A 22,015-nucleotide genomic window follows, 5' to 3' on the forward strand; every position below is an offset into this window, starting at 1 on the left:
TTTACTTTTTTTTCGTTTTTATAAATAGAAACTCCTAACTCATCAAATGCATCAAATAGATACCGAGCTTATAAAACTTTGCAGAAAAGGAAATCAGGTTGCGCAAATGCAAATTTATGATAAGTATTGTCAGGCTATGTTCACAGTTGCTTCTCGCTATTTAAATAATGATGAAGATGCAAAAGATGCAATGCAAGAAGGGTTTTTAAAGGTATTTATGAATATTGAAAAATATCAACCAGAAGGAACATTTGGTGCTTGGTTAAAACGAATCGTTATCAATCAATGTTTAGATGTTTTAAAGAAAAGACAATTAAAATTTGAAGCTATTGAGTTTTCAGAATTAAAAATTATAGATGATGACGATTGGAATTTTAATAGCACAATTACAAAGCAAGAGATTCTATTTGCGATAGAACAGCTTAACGAAAAGCATAAAATAGTAATAAAATTATACTTAATTGAGGGTTATGATCACCAAGAGATTTCTGAGATATTAGAAATACCTGTTAAGACGTCCCGAACCCAATTAAGACGAGGAAAATTACGATTACAAGAACTTTTAAAAGAAAAGTACAATGAAGCAAGATATTAGAGATTTATTTAAGGTGGAAGATGACTTAAAAACACTTCCAGATAATCATAGGAAAGAGTTTTTAGAAAAACTTAAAAAAGAACCTAAGAAAAAACGAAACACATTTTTCTTGTTGCGTATCTCAGCAATTGCAGTGATTGCATTGACCGTTGGTTTTAGTGTCTTTTACAGTTCGCCTGAAGAAGACGAAGCTCAGGCCATGATTACACAGATAGAAGCTGTAGAAGCTGAGTATCTCAAGAATATCGAAATGGAGTGGAAAAGCTTTGTTGCTATTGCTGAGGATGAAACCTTAGTGGCAAGATTCAAGAAAAAACTTGATGAATTAGATAATGATTACCAAGCGATTTCTGTACAATTTAAAAATGATGCAAATAACGTTTTAGTTATAGAAGCCTTGGTCGATAATTTACAAACACGACTTCAAATTTTAAGAGATATTCAAAAGCATATTAAAATATTAAATCAAAACAACGAACATTATGAGAGCACTATTTAAAATAACAGTTTTGATGCTCATCACATCAGCAGTAGCTTACGGTCAAAAATTGTCTGACATTGAAATGGACGAAAAACACACCATTTATAAAGAAAATTTCACCACAAATGAGAATACAACTTTGGTGTTAAACCTAAATAACACAAAAGCCCAGATATTTCAGTCACCAGACGATAAAGTGTATATTGAGTATACTAAGGAATTTAAAAACACTAAAAAAAAACGAATACAGTCTCAGTTAGAACTTTTTATAGTTTCAGGAAAAAAAGAAGGTAATAAAATAACTTATTCATCAAAGACCAGAAGTGCTCTAGGTGATAGAAGATATCGTTTTGAAGAATTAATGATAAATCGTTTAGAAAAAAAGAAATTTTTTAAAGATTCTACACAAAAGCCAATTGAAAGAAAATCGTTAAACTCTGTTTTTCAAGAGATAAAAGCGTCAGACTCATTATTGAGAAATAAATTATTCGGAACATTAAAAATAAAACCTCATGTAAAGAAATGGAAGAAAAGTGATCAGATTATTATCACTAAAATGATTATAAAAATTCCAAAAAACATACATGTAAGAGCTACTTTAGAGAATTCTAATTTAGCTTTTATGGATGATTTTTATAATCGAGCAACAATGAATGTTAGAAATACTAAATTAAAATTTAAAACCGTCGGAAACGCTTTAAGCATTTTTGATATAGATAATGGTTATTTTAATGCTGGAGATGTTACTAGTGGTAGTTATAGCTTTGCAAATGTTAGACAGGTGAAAATTGGTAAATTAAAAAACACATCTATAAATTCTGAGTTTACTAAAGTAGAAATTGGAGAAATAGGAAAAAAAGTAGAAATAGTAGATTTTACAAGTAAGTATCTTATTCATAATTTTTCAAAAGGTTTTGGGAATTTTAAAATGAATACAGAATACTCAGAAATAAATTTATTCTTTCCAGAAGACAAAGATTTTTATTTAGAAACTTTTGGTTATGATACTGTTCATCAATTCGCAAAAAATGTTACAACTGAAACTACTCCAAATGGTAAAAACGAAAAACATAAAATGTTGGTTATAGGAAAGGAAACTGCTTTAAATAAAATAAAATTTATTACTATACATGGTATTGTAAGGCTAGGAGAAGATTTTATTGATTTGCGTGAGTAATATGAGTTAGTATTAAAATCAATAAACACCCCTAAAGTCCCCTCAAGGGGACAATTGTTCAATTTGAATGTTTGTATTGTCCCCTTGAGGGGACTTTAGGGGTGTAAAATAAAAAAGCACTCAGTTTATCTAAGTACTTTTTGTCTTTATTCTAATAATCTACGAGTCTAACGATCTAAATTAGTACCAACGCCTCTTCTTTTTCTTAGAAGCCACACTTTTACGGCCTTTTTTATACTTACTCCCTTTCTTTTTATGAACTATAGGTTTAGCTTTAGGGTCTAAAGGATAAGGATGCTCGGTCTCTACAGGGATTTGCACATTGATACTTTGTTCAATGGTCTTTACATAGTTTTTTTCGTCAGCAGAACACATGGCATAAGCTGTACCAATGTTTCCAGCACGTCCTGTTCTTCCAATGCGATGCACATAGGTTTCAGGAACGTTTGGCATATCAAAATTAAGAACATTATCGAGTTCGTTAATATCAATACCACGAGCAGCAACATCTGTTGCAATAAGGACTTTTACATAACCGTTTTTGAATTTATTAAGCGCCGTTTGCCTATCACTCTGGTTTTTATCACCATGAATACTATCAACCGTATAACCGTTTTTAAGTAACGTTTGTTCTAGCTTATTCACGCCAAATTTGGTCCGTCTAAAAATGAGTACGTTGCCTTTTATGGTGTTTCGCATTAAATGTAAACACAACTCAATTTTGTTACGTTTAGGTACATAATACAATACCTGGCTCACATCTTGTGCTACAGATTTAGTAGGAGTCACATCAATACGTTCAGGATTTTTAAGAATTGTTTTGGCTAATTCTTCAATTTTATAAGGAATCGTTGCAGAGAATAATAGTGTCTGTTTGTTTTCTGGGCAAAGACGATCAATCTTTTTTACATCATCGATAAAACCCATAGCAAGCATTAAATCGGCCTCGTCTAAGACAAAGGTTTCAATATAGTCTAGATTTATATAATCTTGTTTGTGTAAATCGAGTAGGCGACCAGGAGTAGCTACTAAAATGTCAACTCCTTTTTTCAACACATCTATTTGTGGTTCTATTGAAGCACCACCAAAAACCACTAGAGAGCGTAAATTAGAAAACTGTGCATAAGTCTTAAAATTCTGTTGAATCTGTACTGCCAATTCTCTTGTTGGACTTACAATTAATGCTCTTATTTTCTTTCCTCGTTTTGGTGCATCTTGTTTATCAAACAATTGTTGCAAAATTGGTAAAGCAAAAGCAGCTGTTTTACCAGTACCAGTTTGAGCAGACACAATAACATCTTTTCGCTTTAAAATTAAAGGTATTGCCCGTTGCTGAACTAAAGTAGGCTCAATATAGCCAGAAGCTTCAATAGCTTTTAAAAGAGGTTTTATAAGTTTTAAGTCTTTGAATGACATATTATATGTTTTGTAATACCTGTCATTCCTAAGAAGGCAGGAATCCAGAGGCTAAAATTAAAAAGTAGATTCCTGCCTTCGTAGGAATGACAAATATGGTGACAAAGGTAGGACAATAGTTAATTATAACTTTATTTCTAGTTTCTTAAATTATCAAGCACGTCAATTCGAGTGATTTGTGAAGTATGAGCAAATAGTATCGAGAATAATTTTACTTCAAATGCTTCTCGATACATTTCGATAAAAATCGAAACACTCGAAGTGACGAATGGTTTTTACCAACGTTTAGTAATCCAATCCTTTTGTTCTTCTTCAGATAAAAACGTCCAGGCAATAAATCGGCTCACTTTCTGTCCTTGTCCCATTTCAATAGTTTTTACCTCAGTGGCGTTCACCTTTTGTAAAATCTTATAGGTCGGTTTTAAAGTTGTCTCTTTAGAGATTAGGCTTGTAAACCAAAGGCATTGTTTTGCAAAGTTTCTACTCTCATAAATCATGTCCTTTACAAAACGTGCTTCTCCTCCTTTGGTCCATAATTCGTCTTGTTGTCCTCCGAAGTTAAGAATAGCTTTGCTTGGTCTTCGTCCTTTTAAGTTTTTTAGCTTTTTTAAACTTGCTTTTTCAGCATCTTCTGCAGAAGCATGAAATGGTGGATTACACATAGCGAAATCAACTTTTTCGTCAGGTTTTAAAATCCCGTAAAAAAAGTTGTTGGATTGTTCTTGGCGTCTAATCTCAACATTAGATTTTAAATTAGAATTCCTTTGCTCTATTTGTTTAGAAGATATAATCGCTGCCTCGTTGGTATCACTTCCAATAAAGGACCAACCATATTCATAATTGCCAATAATGGGATAAATACAACTGGCACCAACGCCGATATCTAAACCTTTGATGTGATCTTCTTTGGGAATTTCAGAATTGTCTCCTTTTAATAGATCTGCGATATTATGAATATAATCTGCTCTTCCTGGAATTGGAGGACATAAATAATACTCAGGAATATCCCAAAATTCTAAACCATAATGATGAATCAATAAGGCTCTATTTAAAGCTAATACAGCTTTTGGATTAAAAAAATCTACCGAGTCATCACCATATTTATTCGGTGCAACAAAGGGCGCTAATTCTGGAGAACTTTTAATGAGTACTTTAAAATTGTACCGCTCTCGATGCCGACTTCTTGGATGAAGTTCTGATTTTATTTTGGGATGTACTTTTTTCTTTTGCAAGTTAAATGACTTTTCTTGCAGCAAAGGTAATGTAAACTTATAGGTTTATTCATTCGTTTTCTCTCCAATGATATATAGGTAATCACCAAAGTCATTTTCGTAAGATTTTATTATCTCATCTATTTTGCCTGAGTCGATATCTATTCGCAGAGTTTCTAAACCAGTTTCTACTTCTTCTAGATTAGCTAATGCGCTAAAGGATGAAATGCCGTGTCTTATATTGTCATCAAAGTATAGTTTTGGATTTTGTTTGCCGCAATACAAAAACTGATCTTTTAAATTGGGTTTAATGCTATAAGTTTCAGTTTTCGAAATTTTTAAATTTGAAAGTTTCATTGCATTTTCAACCGCTTCTATTGATGGCATTTGGGTTATGGAATCTTCCAACATTTTAGGAAAGTAATGATTTAGCCAATACCCTTTCATTTGTGTTGGAGTAGAAGTGAAGATGACAATCTTACCATCAGGTTTTAGGATATAGGCTAACTCTGAAAATGCTCTTGTTAAATTAGTCCAATGATGAATTGTTAATGTACCAACAATACCATCAATACTATGTTGAGGTAAATCTGTTTTTTCGGCAGAACCAATTTTCCATTGAATATTTTGATTTTTAGCTTGTGCTTTCTGAAGCATCTCAATAGAAGGATCTATTCCAATAAATTGAAATCCTTTTTCTTGCAATACATTGGTATAATTACCAGTTCCGCAACCAATATCTAGGTATAAACCTTGTTTTTTTGGACTCAGATGTTTTACCAATTGTTCTGTTAAATACGGATCTGCTTTTCTGGTTTGATTATAGTTGATTCCTATTTGATTATACTTTACAGACATTTATTTAATTTCTTACTCAAAGGTAATAACTAAATCGTCTTGTTTTACCATACTACCTTCAACTAAAGCTACAGATTTAATTTTTCCAGATTTATGTGCCGTTACTGTTGTTTATTTCAAAAAATCGGCATAACTAGATCAAAATTGGATTTTCGTAACCTTTAACGCATAAAAAGTTTCAATCGTTTCTTTAATTTTTCTGGAATAGAATTACTATTCATTAATAATTGAATATGGTCTTTGTTCTTCTTTACGGCATATAATAAATCGAAGAGTTGAAAGATGGAAATACCTTCCTTTGTAGACTCAATCAACTCCATGTTATCACCAACTTGTACTTTACCTTTTTCAATAACTCTTACATAAGTACCGGAATAACCGTGATTAATAAATTGCTGTAAAACGTCATCAGTTCCGAATTTGTACGCAAACTTGAAACAAGGTTCACGAGGAATTGTAATTTGTACTATAGCACTACCAAGTTTATAGATATCTCCAATAATTAATTTGGTTTCATCTAGATCTTCAACCGTTAAATTTTCACCAAGCATTCCATAGGTCCACTCTAAATTTGGGTATAAACCCCTCCAATATGGATAGTGATTCGCAGAGAATAAATAGCAGGCCTTAAATTCTCCTCCATGTACACGTCTGTCCGATACTTCATCACCTATTACGTCTTCTTTACCTAAATAAATTGGAACATCCGTTGGCTTTTTATAAATGCCAGTTGTAACTTCTTTACCATTCCATGTAAATAGGGTTGGTTGAGCAATATTAGTAGAAATGATTTTCACAGATTAAGATGTTTTTGCTTTCCAGTTTTCAAGAATTATTTTTTCTTTTGACAACAGAGTATTTGGATTACCTTCAAATTTTTGTCTACGTTCTTCAGTCAATGCTTCAGAAGTCCACCAAGCATAGGTGTCTTTTACGGTGTGTGTTAAAGGTCTAAGGGTTAATCCTGCCTCAATAGATTTTGAATTAGAAATTCTAGCTGAACCATAGTTTTTTTCGTCACCCATAATCCAAGGTACAGAATAGTAAATTTTGTTCTCTATTAAAAAATCATAATCATCTACCATTATAAATGTAGATTTAACATCAAACGTTTTTGCAGCTTCTTTTACAAATTGCTGCATGGTTTGTGCCGTTTTTGGACCAACACCATTGTAAGTACCATGCTGTTTGTTTTCTGCAAGTCTAATAAACCATTCTGCAATATCTCTGACGTCAGCATATTGTACAGGATCTTCTTTTTTTCCAGGTACTAGAATCTCGCCACCTTGCGCCAAACGAATTGGCCAATATATAAAACGGTCGGTTTTATCAGCAGGACCGATCATGTAAGTTGGTCTTACGATAATGGTTCTCGCTTTACCAAAAGCATTAATTGCTGCGAGTTCTGAATTGGCTTTCATTACGCCATACTCTTGCTCATATTTTTCGTTTTCTGTTAGGCCTTCTGGCATTTCTATAACCAGTTTTATGTCTTCAGAAATGTTATCTGTTAAATAAGGATAATATACTCCTGTTGATGAAGTGTACATATACATACCAACATTATCTTTTAGTAGGTTTGCTGTTGCTTTGGTCCATTCTACGTTACGACCAGAATTATCTATTACCACATCCCATTTTCTGTTTTCTAAAGCTTTTAGATTGTCTTCTCTATCACCAATAAGTTGTTCTACTTGGTCAAATAATTCGGCATGAACAGATGGTTTAGTTTTTCCTCGAGTAAAAGTTGAAACTGAGTGACCACGAGATAAAGCATAGGCCACTTGGTGAGGTCCCAAAAAGCTGGTACCTCCAAGAATTAAGATGCTTAGTTTTTTTGAAGTTATTTCTGAATCTGTATCTTCTTTTTTAGCTTCAGATTTACAGCTAAATAGACTACTACTTATTATAGGAATAGCTAAACTTGCCAAGGCACTATTTTTTATAAATGATCTTCTGGTCACTGGCTTTTTCATCTTTAAATACTTTAGAAATTAAAGGTATAAAAAAAAGCGCAAGTTTATTCAACTTGCGCTTTTCAGCTATTAACCGTCATTAGTTGGGTTAGTATATTAGTTAGGGTATATACAGTGCAAACATATAAGTATTAAGTCTTATAAAAATTGATGTATGGTAATAAATGAAATATTGATTAAGAATTAGATAGTTCTTTTCTAATTCTACTTAAACTTTCTGTAGTGATTCCTAGAAAAGATGCGATATGATAGTTTTTTACACTCTTTTCAATATTAGGATAGGTTTTCACAAAGTTGAGATAACGTTCTTTAGCGGGTAAAGATAGATTACCAAGCATTCTTTTTTGGAAAGAGGCAAACGCTCTTTCAAGCTTTTTTCTAAAAAAAGATTCAGTTTTAGGACTTTGGTTATATAGCAAATCTCTATCTTTTTTAGAAATTTCATATACCATAGAATCACTGATAACTTCAATATTCATAATGGCTTTTGACTCAGTAAAGAATGCGGTACAATCACAAATCCACCAATCTTTAATTGCAAATTGAACCGTGTGGTCTTTTCCATTTCTATCGATGTGGTATAATCTTAAGCAACCTTCTTGCACATAATATTGTATATCAGCAGAATCATTAACTTGAAGAAGTTGTGTTCCCTTTTTGTAAGTCGCTTTTCGAAAAACAGACTCAATAATCTCAGTTTCTTTTTTAGTAAAAGAGAGGTCTTTAAATATTTCTGTTGTTTTTGAATTATCGTTGTGCACTGTAAATTTCAATTTGGTTACAGAAAGATATATAAAACCTATTAGTTGACTTTGTTAAATTCGTTACTGTAAATTAATATCAGTTTATCGGTTTTTTTATATAAGAAAAAACCACTCTGAGTTAACAAAGTGGTTTATATTTTTGAATTATAAAATCTTATTCAATTTTTTTTGCAACTGTTTCTTGTCCTCCTTGGTATAATGTAAAGCTTTCTACTTTTCCAGAAGTATTTTTGTTGAATATAACTTTAAGAGGTGTGACTTTTGCAAAAAATGTCGTTTCGTCTTCAGCAAAGATTTCAAATTTTCCTTGACCATTAGCTTGTCCAAAAATTTGATTGCCTTCTACAGTAACTTCAACATGAAAATTAAGCCCTAACTCATACTTTCCGGCATACTGACTTAATATGTCATTAGATAATGTTATCTCTTTTCTAGCTTCAGGCATGGCTTTATCAACTTCTTTACCTGTATTTTCTGTATCAGTAATAAAGATAACTTGACGTTTTCCATCTGCAGATTTAGAAAACTCATACTCAATGCCACTTTCTTCAAACATAAAGCGGTTTTCGGATAAAGGGAATATTTCAAAAATTGTATTAGTTTCGGACTCACGCATACTGTTCAGTTTTCCATCTTTCAAGAAAATATGTCTAATAGCTCCATCTTCAAACTCGTATGCACCAACCCATTGTTTTAAGTTGTCTTCAGAAAGTTTTATAACATCTTTCATTGTAGGATATGGCTTTCCTATTGCAGCTGCGGCAAGGTTTCTTGTAACAGCTCCTATATCATTGCAACTACAATTACTTAAGCCTATAACATAAACGTCTTCTTCAATAAGATAAATTCCATTAGTCGACGTCCCAAAAATACCACCACTATGTGCGTAACCTTTAGAACCTTTTAAAGTCATTTCTCCCAATCCGTAACCATATGTAATATGCTCACCATTATTAAGTTCTGAGCCGTTAATGGCTTTGTCTAAAGAGGCAGCTTTTATCAATGTATTATTTGTTAAAGCCTTTTGCCATTTTAGCATATCATCAATAGTAGATGTAAGCGAACCTGCAGCATGCGGTAAGGTCATACTAATGTAGTTAGCATTAACATATCCATTTTCGTTTTGCTCATAAGGATTGACTCTATTTTTAACTAATTCTCTGTTGTTACCATAGCTAGAACTCTTCATGCCTAAACGTTTAAATATGTTTTTCTCAATAAAGTTTTCGTAGGTATCATCAGATAGCACTTCTATTATTTTACCAAGAAGTATATAACCAGAATTGTTATATCTAAATTCTTCACCAGGATCAAAATCCATAGGTTCATTTTTAAAATAATCGATTAACTCGTCTAATGTCATATCGTTTCTTGCAACTTCCACTAGATTACCAATGCCTGTATAACTTTTTATTCCAGATGTGTGGTTTAATAAATGGTGAACGGTAATTGTTTTACCATTTGTTGGATAATCTGGTATATATTTAGTAATAGGATCATCTAAACTGAGTTTTCCCTGTTCCTCTAACATTAAGATGGCAACAGCAGTAAATTGTTTGGTAATAGAAGCTAGCATAAAAACATTTTCTGGAACCATATCTGTGTCCAATTCTAGATTGGATTTACCAATAGCTTTTTTATAAATGGTTTTACCGTTTTTGGCAACTAAAACAGTTGCGCCAGGTTCATCTGGGTTATAATATTGAGATACAATATCATCAAATTGTTGTGTTTGATTTTGAGCAGAAATAGTTATTGAAAATACGAAACTCAATAGAAGTAAAGTAATTGGTTGATTAGTTTTCATGTGTTTTTAGATTGATTAATATTAATGAGACGACTCACGGGGAAATAAGTTACAAAAAAACCACTAAGCTTTTGCAAAGTGGTTTTTATATAGAGCCTTATAAATGGGTAATTCTATATTGGCTTGGATGATTGTGTGAGTTTTACTTCTGGCACTACATTTTTCATTTTTGCAAATGCTAGACTAAAATTACCTTCTCTTATATCATCGAGTAACCATTTACCTTCAGTATATTCCATTATCCAGATATGTTCTTCATCACCAAAAACATCCTTGCCTTCTATTATTTTAAGAGTATCGCGATTAACTAGATAATCTTTAATATTAGCTGAAATAACAAATGCAATTTTAGAACCTTCAAAATTATCCTCATTAGTTATTTCTGTATATACTGGTTTAATACTTTTTATCCTGTCTAATTTGCAAATGTTCTTTAGATTTTCTCTTTTCCAGCGGTCTAAATGAACTTGCTGTTGGTTTTGCCAATACCAATGATTTACATAACTAGATACCTCTTTCATGTTCTCTTTATCCCAAGCTTCATAAACTCTTGTAAAAATATTGTAGACATTTTTTTCAAGATTTAACCATGAGAAATCTTTGTTTTTTAAGCCGATCTGATTGAGCTGTTTTTTTGTTTTGTTAACAGCAAAATATTCAACGGTATATGTATAAACAATTAAAGGAAAGAACACAATAAATAACGCAAACAATATCAGTTTTCCCCACCAAGTTTTAAATAAACCTTTAGCAATAGAGCCACCAGGACCTGCGTAAACTGGATCTATGTAAAACAAAAAGCCAATAATAAGTACAGTTAAGAGTATTTTTCTGTGTTGTGGTTTCATAAGAATAGCGGTTTAATAATATAAAGTTAATAAAAAAAACCACTTAGATGATTCTAAGTGGTTTTGTCTATTTTCTTTTATCTAAAAGTGAAGCGATCTTGCTTCTATTTAATCATATCATAACTACGCTTAATAAAGTTCGTTAACTCTTCACCTTTTAAAAGACCTTGAGATAAACGTGCTAAATCTAAGCTTTGATTAATTAAACGTTCTTGCTTCTTTTTGGTTTTGGTGTTTAGAATCTCGCCAACTAATTCAGAATTGGTGTTGACGATGAGGTTATACATTTCTGGCATATTACCCATTCCAAACATTCCGCCTCCGCCACCAGTTTGCTGCATCTCTTTCATACGACGCATAAATTCTGGTTGTGTAATAATAAACGGTGATGCATCGCTATCCATTGCCTCTAACTGTACCATAAACTTCTCAGAAGGTACAACAGCTTTTAAAACTTCGTCTAGCTTTGTTTTTTCTTCATCTGTTAATTTAGAAATTGTCGTTTCGTCTTTCTTAATTAAATTGTCAATATGATCTCCATCAACGCGTGCAAAAGAAATATTCTCTTTTGTGGTTTCTAATTTTTGAATTAAATGCGAAACGATAGGTGAGTCTAGCATTAAGACTTCATAACCTTTTGCTTTTGCAGATTCAATGTAGCTATGTTGCTCATCTTTGTTAGACGCATAAAGAATAACCATTTTGTCATCTTTGTCAGTCTGCTTTGCTTTAATGGCATTGGTTAACTCTTCAAAAGTATAGAATTTACCATCTATTGTTGGGTATAATGCAAAAGCATCTGCTTTTTCGAAGAATTTCTCTTCAGATAACATACCATATTCAATAACGATTTTAATATCGTCCCATTTCTTTTCAAAATCTTCACGGTTGTTATTGAATAATGACTTTAATTTATCAGCTACTTTACGTGTAATGTAAGATGAAATTTTCTTCACCGCTCCATCAGCTTGTAAGTAAGAACGTGATACGTTTAAAGGAATGTCTGGTGAATCAATAACACCACGTAACATGGTTAAGAATTCTGGAACAATACCTTCTACATTATCAGTAACGAATACCTGATTTTGGAACAATTGAATCTTATCTTTCTGAATGTTTAAATCATTCGTCATCTTGGGGAAATATAAGATTCCTGTTAAGTTAAACGGATAATCTACATTAAGATGAATGTTGAATAAAGGCTCCTCAAATTGCATTGGGTACAACTCTCTGTAAAAGCTGCTATAATCCTCATCTTTTAAATCAGCTGGTTGCTTTGTCCAAGCCGGATTTGGATTGTTAATGATATTGTCTACTGTAATTTGCTTGTGTGGTTCAGTCGTTTCTTTACCGTCTTTATCCTTAGTTGTCTTTGGTGTAAACTCAGGGTCATTTATCTCCTTAGTTCCAAATTTAATCGGAATAGGCATAAACTTGTTATACTTTAATAACAGTTCGCTAATCTTAGATTCTTCTAAAAAACCAGTTTCATCTTCTGATATATGAAGAATGATTTCTGTTCCTCTGTCTTTTTTGTCAGATTCTTCTAAGGTAAACTCAGGACTTCCATCACATGTCCAATGCGCAGCAGGTTCATCTTTATGTGATTTGGTGATGATTTCTACCTTATCTGCCACCATAAATGATGAGTAGAATCCTAATCCGAAGTGTCCGATAATACCAGAATCTTTTTCAGAGTCTTTGTACTTTTCTAAAAATTCTTCGGCTCCAGAAAATGCAATTTGGTTGATGTATTTTTCAACTTCATCAGCTGTCATTCCCAAACCTTGATCGATAATATGAAGTTTTTTTCCTTCTTTATCAATCTTTACTTCAATCTGTGGATTACCATATTCAGATTTAGATTGACCTATACTGGTAAGGTGTTTTAGTTTTAGTGTTGCATCAGTAGCATTACTAATAAGTTCACGTAAAAAGATTTCGTGATCGCTGTATAAGAACTTCTTAATTAACGGAAAGATATTCTCTACCGATACATTAATGTTTCCTTTTGTCATGATTTATAGTTTTATGTGTATATAATTTTAGCAAATACTAATAGTCAAATAAAATACCAAGACAACATTTGTGACAAGATGACATAGGAAACTGTTTTTTCGAAAAATTATGTTTGAATAAAAATGTCACATTGAGCGTAGTCGAAATGCTATAGAAACTTAACTATTAATGCATTTCGACTACGCTCAATGTGACAGTATAGGTTATTTTAAGAATATATTTTTAAGTAAAAAATTGCTAATTCTTTATAGTCTCTTCATTTTCAATTTTCTCTTCTTTTTCACCTTTATTCTTTACATGTTTATCTAACCATTGGTCTTGTTCCCATAACATGTGCATAATAGACTCTTTAGCTCTATAGCCATGACTTTCTTTAGGTAACATTACGAGTCTTACAGGTGCTCCAAGTCCTTTAAGCGCATTAAAATAACGTTCACTCTGTAATGGATAAGTACCCGAATTATTATCAGCAACACCATGTATTAGAAGTAAAGGGGTTTTCATTTTATCTGCATGCATAAAAGGAGACATGTTATAATAGATTTCTGGCGCTTCCCAATAGCTACGTTCTTCACTTTGGAATCCAAAAGGAGTCAAAGTTCTATTGTAAGCACCGCTTCTTGCGATACCTGCTGCAAATAAATTGGAATGAGATAATAAATTCGCTGTCATAAATGCTCCATAGCTGTGTCCACCAACAGCAACTTTATCTCTATCAATATAACCTAAGTTGTCAACGGCATCAATAGCAGCCTTTCCATTAGCGACTAATTGTGTTCTAAAAGAATCATTAGGTTCTTCACTACCTTCGCCAACAATTGGAAATGCTGCACCATCTAATACGACATAACCTTTGGTTACCCAATAAATTGGTGAGCCCCAATAAGGATATACAAATTCGTTTGGATTGGCTGTACTTTGAGATGCACTTGCTTTATCTTTATATTCTCGTGGATATGCCCATAAAATCATTGGGTATTTTTCACCTTCTTTATAATCTAATGGCAAGTATAATGTGCCATCTAAACCTAATCCATCATCACGTTTATAATTGATAACACGTTTGTTAACAGCTTCTAAACTTTTAAAAGGATTTTCAAAAGCCGTAATAGCTGTTAAATCATTTTTCTTTTTAATATTTCTGATGTAGTAATTCGGATATTCTTTTTGTGATTCAATACGAACAAGAATTTCTCCTTTTTTCATATCAATCGCATAGTTTAAACTTTCAAGTTTATCTGTGTATTCAGATTGGTACAAACGTTTCGTTTTATCTGTTTTAATATTGTATTCATCTATAAATGGAAATTGGCCTTCTTTAGAATAACCGTCACCCATTAAATAGAGTTTGTCACCATTCATATTTAGCGTGTATTGACCCAAATCATTTTTAGCACTTACAAAATTTCCTGGATCACTGTACACATCTTGATAATTTCGGTCGGATATAACTTTAGATTTTCCTGTAGATGGATTAAATAAATAGGTTTTAGTGTTTCTGGTATTCCACCAATAATCATAAGCCACAGCGGTATTGTCATCTCCCCATTGTACACCACCAAAACGTTGTTTGGTTTTTAAAATTAACTTTGGTTGCCCGTTAAATGGAGCTTCCACTTGGTAAACAGCATCTCTATAATCTGTTTCTATTTCTGGATCACCTTTATCCAGAGCTTCTGCCCAAAAAAGGGTTGATGGTTTATCACCTCTCCAGTTCATATTACGTTTTCCCATACGAGTGGACATAAACCCTTTAGGCCTTACTTCGTCCAAAGACACTTCATTTACAGTTCTAACAATATTACCCCGATCATCATAGATAGTACTTTTGCTTGGGAATCTGGTATAGGTAACTAAGTAAGAAAAAGGACGTTTTATTGTTGTGACCATAATGTATTTTCCATCAGGTGAAAAATCAATACCACGATACAAATCAGCTCCTAAAAAGCCTTCAACACTACCATCAATAGATACTTTTTTAATTTCTGAACGCGCGAGTTGTTCAAAATTAAATTCATCATTCGGTGTTTTTAATAAATCTTGATAGGTCCGGTTTTGTGCCTTTTCCCCATCACTAACAGATACTGTAGGACCTGTTGGAATTGCAGTTTCTGTATCAATTAGCGGTTTTCTATCATTTGGCAACATTTTTACCAAAAGGTGCTTGTTGTCCTTAAACCAATTAATGGTGCTACGCATATTGGCATTTACATTAGCTGAGGTTAATTTTTTAGCTTTTGCTTCTGCGATATGTAATACCCAAACTTCAACACCTTTAGTAGTGGTGTTTAAACAGGCAATCATAGATTCGTCTGGCGACCAACTGAAACCAGAAAGTCTGGCATCTTCAGGTAAACCAGAAACTTGGGTTGCGTCTTTATCCGTTATTTTTTTTACTTTAAGATTGGTATAATAATTCGTTCTACTACCAATATTGGTAACCGGATTAATTCGTAAACCAGCTAATCGTAATTCCGTTTCTGAAAGCTCTGCGATAGATTTATACTGGTTACGATAGAGTAGAACCATGTGTTCTCCTTTACTATCGATTTGAACACCTGGTGCCAAATCTACGTCTGCCAATTCTAGGATTTCTTCTGAGGGTTGCTGATAGGTGAGACTTTGCTGTGCATAGCCATTTAAGCATAATAAAAATGCAAATAGTTGGATGATGTTTTTCATGATAATATATAATTGGATTAGTGGCTTGAAGATAATGAAATTTGAAACCTAAAAATGTGATAGCCGTGTTAAAATTGGTCAATCTATTATGCGTGCATAACGAATATAAAATGGAATAAAAATTTATTGTACCTTAAAGTTTAAATTAGCAAGACTAAATATATACTATGTACAATTCAAAAATAACTGGTTTAGGAAAGTATGTTCCGGATAACGTAGTGACAAACGACGATCTATCTAAAATGATGGATACAAATGACGAGTGGATACAAGAGCGTACTGGTATAAAGGAGCGACGTTGGATTAAAGAAGGTTCTGAAGATACTTCAGCTGTAATGGGAGCTAAGGCTGCCAGGATTGCTATTGAACGTGCAGGATTAACCAAAGATGATATCGATTTTATTGTATTTGCCACCTTGAGTCCGGATTATTATTTCCCTGGATGTGGTGTGCAAATACAAGATATGTTAGATATGCCAACGGTAGGTGCTTTAGATGTACGTAACCAATGTTCTGGATTTATCTATGCTATTTCTGTAGCTGATCAATTTATTAAAACGGGTATGTACAAAAACATATTAGTTATAGGAGCTGAATATCATAGCAATGGTTTAGATAAGAGCACAAGAGGTCGTGGAGTTACAGTAATTTTCGGTGATGGGGCAGGAGCTGCGGTACTAAGTAGGGAGGAAGATACTTCTAAAGGTATTTTATCAACACACTTGCATAGCGAGGGCAAATATGCGGATAAACTCATTGTAGCTTCTCCGAGTATTGCGCATTGGGTACCAGAGATTATTGAAGCTGGTGAAGAGGACTTATCTTATTTTCCGTATATGGATGGCACCTTCGTATTTAAAAATGCTGTCGTTCGTTTTAGTGAAGTTATCGTGGAAGGTTTAGCCAAAAATGGTTTACAACGCGAAGATATTGATATGCTAATTCCGCATCAAGCCAATTTAAGGATTGCCCAATTTATACAGAAGAAGTTTAGCTTAAGGGACGATCAGGTGTTTAATAATATTATGAAGTATGGTAACACTACTGCTGCTTCTGTTGTTATTGCCTTAACTGAAGCTTGGGAAGAGGGTAAAATAAAAGAGGGTGATAATGTCGTTTTAGCTGCTTTTGGTAGTGGCTTTACTTGGGGCAGTTGTATTATTAAGTGGTAATCATATACAAACGCTTATAAATAATTGTACTTATTTGTAAGTAATTAAAACCGTATAACCAACAACTATTATTAGCTAAACAATGAATTTAATGCTTTTTTGAAAAGCTGTGTATATTCATGTGTTGGCGTGCATTTAAGAAAACCTACTTTGCTGATAATATTAAACAACTAAACTATGAAACAGTTAATGACATCTTTTATTATTGTTTTAATCTTAGTATCCTGCAATCTAGCTAAGGAAATTAAACAAATACCTATGGATAAAGAAGTTATTTCAGAAACTGAAGCGGATATAAACAAAACTGTAACAGATGCTTATAGAGCATGGAGTTTTGATAGTGCTGACGAATTAGATTTCGAAGAGATAAGAAGTTATTTTACTTCTACAGCATCAATTCAAACAGCAGCAAATGGTGAACTTTCCACTGTCTCGTTAGAGGATGCTATACTTAGTTTTCAAAAATCAATAAGCGATGGAAATTTAACCTTAATGGAAGAATTTGAAATAGCTGGTAAAACTCAATATTTTGGTGGAATAGCGCATCGAATAAGTTATCACGCCTATTATTTCAATACAAAAGATTCGATTGGAGCTAGAGCTGTAAATACTCTACAACTGGTCAAAATAAAAGGGAAATGGCTGATAAATACAGTTCTTAGAGAATTTGAAAGTGAAGCACTTAAATTCCCAGAAGAGTATAACGATATTCAAAATAGAATGCTCAAAGACTAACAAAAATATCGGGATTACTAAATCGAACTTTTAAACAAATAGTCGTATTCTAGTTCGGGGAAATATAAAAAAACGACATGTCAAAACCGAATATAATTTATTGCTAGTTCTAGCCTACTTTCGAAAATCCTCGAGAATTTTCTATTCAGTTTGTATTTACTAAATTAGGTGCTTAAACACGCAACGAAATCATACACTATACCGTTGCATCATTTTAACAAAAACAGGGACTTTTAAATATCCCAGCCGCAGAAGGTAAGCTTCATTTTATGATTTAAATAAAGCAATTTATGGACGTAGGATGTTATTATTAAATGTTAAATTCCTTGATAAAATTAATGGATTTCATTTATATTGAATCATGAGAAAACTTGTCCTTTTAGTATTTATAATTAGTCTTCATTCTACTTTTATAAGTTGTAGTGACAATGAGGAAACTACACAACCAATAACGACTGATATTTCAATAACGTCGTCGGTAAGTACAGTGACTTGGACGGATTCTAACGATTTAACTCAAAAATTAGAAAGCGTATTAAGCTACAGTTATGGCAGTGCCCTAGTTAGTGAAACAGAAAAACAACAAACGTTTAATGCAGATACGACTCAGGTTAATGCTTCAATTGGTTTTAAAACAGGGTTTCAGAACGAATACATCGATACAAACCCATCCAATAATTCAGTCACCATTACACTTATAAAAGAAATTGAACCACCAAGCCCAGAAAGTGTTGAGCTAAATGCTGATGGACCAGGAGGTACATATGATTTAATTACTTCGGTCTTAGCTCCAGGTCATAACCCAATAGAAGTACCGGATTGCAATCATGCTGCATTTGGTGATCATATCGATGAAATTTTTGATAACGAATTAAATACCAATGTGTTTCAATTTTATATCCATGTTTCTCCAGACAATGATCGTTGTATCAGCTTTGATAGACAACGAAATGAAATAAAAACGTATGGTCAATCTCCAGATAATTTACTTGGAGTAGAAAACGAAACAGTAGTTTATAAATGGAAATTCAAATTAAAATCTGGGTTTCAGTCCTCTCCAAATTTTACACATATACATCAGCTAAAGTCAGTAGGTGGATCTTTAGAGAGTATGCCTATGTATACCTTAACAACTAGAAAAGGGAGTCCAGATAAACTTCAATTACGTTATGCCGAAACAGATAACCAAGTTACGGTATCGGAAACTGAATTAGCTCCTTTGATTGATACTTGGGTTGAAGTTACGGAGACCATAAAATATGGTACATCAGGAACCTATGAAATAGAAATAAAAAACGTGAGCAATGGTACAATTCTATTTGATTATTCAAATCCATCAATTATAAATTGGCGACCAGGTGCCACTTTTGTAAGACCAAAATGGGGAATCTACAGAAGTCTAATCAATGAGCAAGATCTCAGAGATGAAACGGTGTTATTTGCCGATTTTAGCATCACAGAAATTTAGTTGTAATTATTATTTTAATAGTCAAAAAAGCCCAAACAATATAATTGTCTGGGCTTTTTAACTATTAACCAACTTAACTAACACTATTATAAATTTTCATTTATAATTACTATTACTTAAAACTTATCTCATTACTATAGACGTAATACTTCTGTTTTTATTTCATGTTTAGATGAGTTTAACGTGTATTTAACAAAAACCCGAAACATTTGTTTCGGGTTTTCTTTATTTAATAGTCATACAATAACACTAACCATCAACTATTTTTGTCAACTATTAAATATTTCATTTATTTATCTTAAAGACATTCTAAAAGGTTGAATGTGACACTCTATAATGTTAAAATATGCCTCCTCCTTCTTTCTCGTCATTATCTCTTCGTTTACGAGATTTAGCTCTGTATTTTCCTCCACCAAAACGGTAGGACAAACGACCAGAGATTTGTTGACTTTCAAAATCAAATTGTCCACGCTGTAGAAATGGTCTTTGACCACTAAACTGTGCAAACATGGTGTCGAAAATGTCATTATAGCTTAAACTAAAGTTAGCGCGTCCTTCCATAAAGTTATAGCGCATACCTAAGTTAACCATGAGCATATCTTCCATTTCAAACTGAATGTTTTTGTTCTTTCCTCTATACATTCCAAAGACTGAAAAGCTTAAACTTTTAGACGCCTTAAAGTTGTTGAATGCTCTAAGATTCCAAGCCACGTTATCTACTTCTACAGTATTTAAAAGAATATTTTGATTATCATCAAACGATTCTGCTATACTCTTTTGTGTTTGTGAAAACAAATCGAAACTCGCATTGATACTCCACCATTTTGTAGGGCGATAATTAGATGATAGTTCTACGCCATAAGCCGTGGTATTATCGAAATTTAAATTCGTAAGAATTAAACGATCTAGGTTAGTGCGATCTATCAAGATGGCTTGTTGTATTTCGTCTTCGATAATTCTGTAAAATATACCAGCTGTTATACTCCCTTTTTTAAGTTTTCTGGTGTAGTTGGTTTCAACAGAATTTGTAAACTGAGGCAATAATTCTTGATTTCCGAATTGAGAAATCAAAGCCGTATTAAATTCTGGTAATGGATTTACTTGTCCGATTCCTGGGCGATCAATTCTTCTACTATAGCTAAATTGATATGAGTTTTTTTCTGTTGGTGTATAGGTGAAAAATGCAGAAGGATAAACTTCGAAATAATCGTTTTCAAAGGGTATAACCAAATCATCGTTTGCTTGTAAGTCTCTTCGAAATGCTTCAGAATCTACATTCACAGATTCTGCTCTTAATCCAACTTGGTAACTCCACTTCTCTAACGTTTTACCATAAGTTGCATACGCTGAGTAGATATCTCTGGTATAGTCAAATCGTGTTGTTGTTGGGATGTAATCTCCAGCCATATTTTGTTCTCGTCCATCAGATTGGTAAAAAATACTATTATCAAACAAACGAGCTTGTAAACCTAATTCTAGTTTTACAGATTCAGATAATGGTTTTACATAATCTAAGTTTACAGTTGTACGGTTTCTGTCTGTATTAGTGTCTTCAATAAAGTTAGGACGTTGCGCACTAAAAAATGTATTGTTAGTGCCTCCAAAGCCGTTAAATATATTATGATCTACTTCTAGTTCAATATTCTGGCCTTCTTCGTCAAAATCGTGCTTATAATTAAAATTATATTGCTGAGAATCGTTTTCATTGTCACCTCTAATTGCCTGTGATTGGTCTAAAGAAGGATCTAATACATAGGCAATGCGAGTATTAACATCAGTCCATCCGTCAAAAATATTTTGATTGGTGAATATTGAAATGGTATTCTTTTCGTTTAAATAATAATCTACACCTACTTTGAATAAATTCGATTTGTTATTATTTAAAATGTCGAAGTTTTGATTGATTTGTTGTTCAACTCTATTGATGCGTCCGTAATTAAAGTTTTTTGCGACACTATTATTGTAAGAACCATAAAAGTTGAATTTTCCGTTACGATAATTAGCATCTATTGAGCCATTAAACTTAGGCTCAATGTCATAATTTAAACCAACATTTATATTACCATTAAAACCAATCTGAGTGTTTTTATGAAGAACAATATTTATAATACCGCTCATACCTTCAGGATTATATTTTGCTGAAGGATTGGTGATTAATTCTATGCTCTTTATGGAAGTGGATGGAATTTGTTTTAATAATTGTTCGGCAGGAATGTTAGATAATTTTCCATCTACCATTACACGTACGTTTTGATTTCCACGCAAACTTATAGAACCTGTTTGCTGATCTACACTAACTGAGGGTAGATTATTCATAATTTCACTTGCCGTTGCACCAGCTGTTTGTAAATCTTTACCAATGGTAATAACTTTTCGATCAACTTTTTGTTGAATGGTTGATACATCTGCGACAACTGTAACTTCATCTAGACCTGTTGCTTCTTCTTCTAATTTAATATCTCCTAAATCTACCTTGTAGTTTCCTCTACCTAACTTAACAGGTTGATCAACAGTTTTATAGCCTACAAATTGAATAGAAACAATGACGTCTCCTTCAGGAATTTTTTCAATTTTAAAAGTGCCATCATCATTGGTAATACCACCTGTAATAATTTTATCATTTACGTCTTTTATAACGATATTTACATAAGGTAGTGGCTGATTGAGTTTTGCATCAATAACGCGTCCTGATACAGAACCGTTTTTAATGTCTTCGTTAGAGTTGGGTTGGGAGAATGCCAATGCAGAAAATAGCATAGCAAACATTACAAATAAATGTTTCATTGATTGATTTTTTGATTGATGA

General features: G+C 32.8%; 17 protein-coding genes. 6 read left to right on the forward strand and 11 right to left on the reverse strand.

Features of this window, described 5'->3' with window-relative positions:
- Nucleotides 1-46: 46 nt before the first annotated feature.
- From SJY34_RS00120 to SJY34_RS00130, 3 genes are read left to right on the forward strand one after another with little or no spacing between them, the layout of a single operon-like run.
- The gene (locus SJY34_RS00120; RefSeq protein WP_400077749.1) at nt 47-595 is read left to right on the forward strand and encodes an RNA polymerase sigma factor; all 549 of its coding nucleotides are present in this window, start codon (nt 47-49) and stop codon (nt 593-595) included.
- Entirely contained in the window at nt 579-1,094 is a 516-nt protein-coding gene (locus tag SJY34_RS00125; RefSeq protein ID WP_400077751.1) for a hypothetical protein, read from the forward strand. Before SJY34_RS00120 ends, SJY34_RS00125 begins: the two co-directional genes overlap by 17 nt.
- Complete coding sequence (locus SJY34_RS00130; RefSeq protein ID WP_400077753.1) at nt 1,078-2,253, forward strand: hypothetical protein; 1,176 nt, start codon at nt 1,078-1,080, stop codon at nt 2,251-2,253. Before SJY34_RS00125 ends, SJY34_RS00130 begins: the two co-directional genes overlap by 17 nt.
- Before the next feature lie 180 nt (nt 2,254-2,433).
- Here the strand turns inward: SJY34_RS00130 and SJY34_RS00135 are convergent, their stop codons facing one another.
- The 10 genes from SJY34_RS00135 to SJY34_RS00180 form a co-directional block, all read right to left on the reverse strand.
- On the reverse strand, nt 2,434-3,669 hold the full coding sequence (locus SJY34_RS00135) for a DEAD/DEAH box helicase (protein ID WP_400077755.1): 1,236 nt from the start codon (nt 3,667-3,669) through the stop codon (nt 2,434-2,436).
- A 275-nt stretch (nt 3,670-3,944) separates the two neighbouring features.
- Complete coding sequence (gene rlmF, locus SJY34_RS00140) at nt 3,945-4,901, reverse strand: 23S rRNA (adenine(1618)-N(6))-methyltransferase RlmF (RefSeq protein WP_400077757.1); 957 nt, start codon at nt 4,899-4,901, stop codon at nt 3,945-3,947.
- A gap of 45 nt (nt 4,902-4,946) precedes the next feature.
- Nucleotides 4,947-5,738 carry a class I SAM-dependent methyltransferase gene (locus SJY34_RS00145; protein WP_400077759.1) on the reverse strand — a complete coding sequence of 264 codons (792 nt, stop codon included), beginning with the start codon at nt 5,736-5,738 and terminating at the stop codon, nt 4,947-4,949.
- 161 nt (nt 5,739-5,899) lie between these two features.
- Entirely contained in the window at nt 5,900-6,535 is a 636-nt protein-coding gene (locus SJY34_RS00150; RefSeq protein ID WP_400077760.1) for an MOSC domain-containing protein, read from the reverse strand.
- A 3-nt stretch (nt 6,536-6,538) separates the two neighbouring features.
- Nucleotides 6,539-7,714, reverse strand: a complete 1,176-nt coding sequence (locus SJY34_RS00155; RefSeq protein ID WP_400077762.1) for an NAD-dependent epimerase/dehydratase family protein — start codon at nt 7,712-7,714, stop codon at nt 6,539-6,541.
- A 176-nt stretch (nt 7,715-7,890) separates the two neighbouring features.
- On the reverse strand, nt 7,891-8,475 hold the full coding sequence (locus tag SJY34_RS00160) for a Crp/Fnr family transcriptional regulator (protein WP_400077764.1): 585 nt from the start codon (nt 8,473-8,475) through the stop codon (nt 7,891-7,893).
- A 157-nt stretch (nt 8,476-8,632) separates the two neighbouring features.
- Nucleotides 8,633-10,285 carry a serine hydrolase gene (locus SJY34_RS00165; protein ID WP_400077766.1) on the reverse strand — a complete coding sequence of 551 codons (1,653 nt, stop codon included), beginning with the start codon at nt 10,283-10,285 and terminating at the stop codon, nt 8,633-8,635.
- A gap of 113 nt (nt 10,286-10,398) precedes the next feature.
- A complete protein-coding gene (locus tag SJY34_RS00170; RefSeq protein WP_400077767.1) occupies nt 10,399-11,133 on the reverse strand; it encodes a hypothetical protein in 735 nt (244 codons plus the stop codon).
- Between the two features lie 104 nt (nt 11,134-11,237).
- Nucleotides 11,238-13,151 carry a molecular chaperone HtpG gene (gene htpG / locus SJY34_RS00175; protein WP_400077769.1) on the reverse strand — a complete coding sequence of 638 codons (1,914 nt, stop codon included), beginning with the start codon at nt 13,149-13,151 and terminating at the stop codon, nt 11,238-11,240.
- A gap of 238 nt (nt 13,152-13,389) precedes the next feature.
- The gene (locus SJY34_RS00180) at nt 13,390-15,834 is read right to left on the reverse strand and encodes an alpha/beta hydrolase family protein (RefSeq protein ID WP_400077771.1); all 2,445 of its coding nucleotides are present in this window, start codon (nt 15,832-15,834) and stop codon (nt 13,390-13,392) included.
- Between the two features lie 167 nt (nt 15,835-16,001).
- Between SJY34_RS00180 and SJY34_RS00185 the strand changes: the two genes are divergently transcribed.
- The 3 genes from SJY34_RS00185 (at nt 16,002) to SJY34_RS00195 (ending at nt 19,209) form a co-directional block, all read left to right on the forward strand.
- Complete coding sequence (locus SJY34_RS00185) at nt 16,002-17,006, forward strand: 3-oxoacyl-ACP synthase III family protein (protein ID WP_400077773.1); 1,005 nt, start codon at nt 16,002-16,004, stop codon at nt 17,004-17,006.
- 177 nt (nt 17,007-17,183) lie between these two features.
- Nucleotides 17,184-17,741, forward strand: coding sequence for a hypothetical protein (locus tag SJY34_RS00190; protein ID WP_400077775.1), 558 nt, complete (start codon nt 17,184-17,186; stop codon nt 17,739-17,741).
- A gap of 361 nt (nt 17,742-18,102) precedes the next feature.
- Nucleotides 18,103-19,209: a heparin lyase I family protein gene (locus tag SJY34_RS00195; RefSeq protein ID WP_400077777.1), complete on the forward strand. Its 1,107-nt coding sequence runs from the start codon at nt 18,103-18,105 to the stop codon at nt 19,207-19,209.
- Between the two features lie 339 nt (nt 19,210-19,548).
- Here SJY34_RS00195 and SJY34_RS00200 read toward each other — a convergent pair whose 3' ends face one another.
- Nucleotides 19,549-21,993 carry a TonB-dependent receptor domain-containing protein gene (locus SJY34_RS00200; protein WP_400077779.1) on the reverse strand — a complete coding sequence of 815 codons (2,445 nt, stop codon included), beginning with the start codon at nt 21,991-21,993 and terminating at the stop codon, nt 19,549-19,551.
- Between the last annotated feature and the right edge of the window lie 22 nt (nt 21,994-22,015).

It is taken from the genome of Winogradskyella sp. R77965 (assembly GCF_044594915.1).
Classification (GTDB): Bacteria; Bacteroidota; Bacteroidia; order Flavobacteriales; family Flavobacteriaceae; genus Winogradskyella.

Bases quoted from the DNA above. Each gene is read 5' to 3' on its own strand.
- SJY34_RS00120 (WP_400077749.1), top strand. From the start codon at position 47: ATGCATCAAATAGATACCGAGCTTATAAAACTTTGCAGAAAAGGAAAT.
- SJY34_RS00125 (WP_400077751.1), top strand. From the start codon at position 579: ATGAAGCAAGATATTAGAGATTTATTTAAGGTGGAAGATGACTTAAAA.
- SJY34_RS00130 (WP_400077753.1), top strand. From the start codon at position 1,078: ATGAGAGCACTATTTAAAATAACAGTTTTGATGCTCATCACATCAGCA.
- SJY34_RS00135 (WP_400077755.1), bottom strand. From the start codon at position 3,669: ATGTCATTCAAAGACTTAAAACTTATAAAACCTCTTTTAAAAGCTATT.
- SJY34_RS00145 (WP_400077759.1), bottom strand. From the start codon at position 5,738: ATGTCTGTAAAGTATAATCAAATAGGAATCAACTATAATCAAACCAGA.
- SJY34_RS00155 (WP_400077762.1), bottom strand. From the start codon at position 7,714: ATGAAAAAGCCAGTGACCAGAAGATCATTTATAAAAAATAGTGCCTTG.
- SJY34_RS00165 (WP_400077766.1), bottom strand. From the start codon at position 10,285: ATGAAAACTAATCAACCAATTACTTTACTTCTATTGAGTTTCGTATTT.
- SJY34_RS00170 (WP_400077767.1), bottom strand. From the start codon at position 11,133: ATGAAACCACAACACAGAAAAATACTCTTAACTGTACTTATTATTGGC.
- htpG (WP_400077769.1), bottom strand. From the start codon at position 13,151: ATGACAAAAGGAAACATTAATGTATCGGTAGAGAATATCTTTCCGTTA.
- SJY34_RS00180 (WP_400077771.1), bottom strand. From the start codon at position 15,834: ATGAAAAACATCATCCAACTATTTGCATTTTTATTATGCTTAAATGGC.
- SJY34_RS00185 (WP_400077773.1), top strand. From the start codon at position 16,002: ATGTACAATTCAAAAATAACTGGTTTAGGAAAGTATGTTCCGGATAAC.
- SJY34_RS00190 (WP_400077775.1), top strand. From the start codon at position 17,184: ATGAAACAGTTAATGACATCTTTTATTATTGTTTTAATCTTAGTATCC.
- SJY34_RS00195 (WP_400077777.1), top strand. From the start codon at position 18,103: ATGAGAAAACTTGTCCTTTTAGTATTTATAATTAGTCTTCATTCTACT.
- SJY34_RS00200 (WP_400077779.1), bottom strand. From the start codon at position 21,993: ATGAAACATTTATTTGTAATGTTTGCTATGCTATTTTCTGCATTGGCA.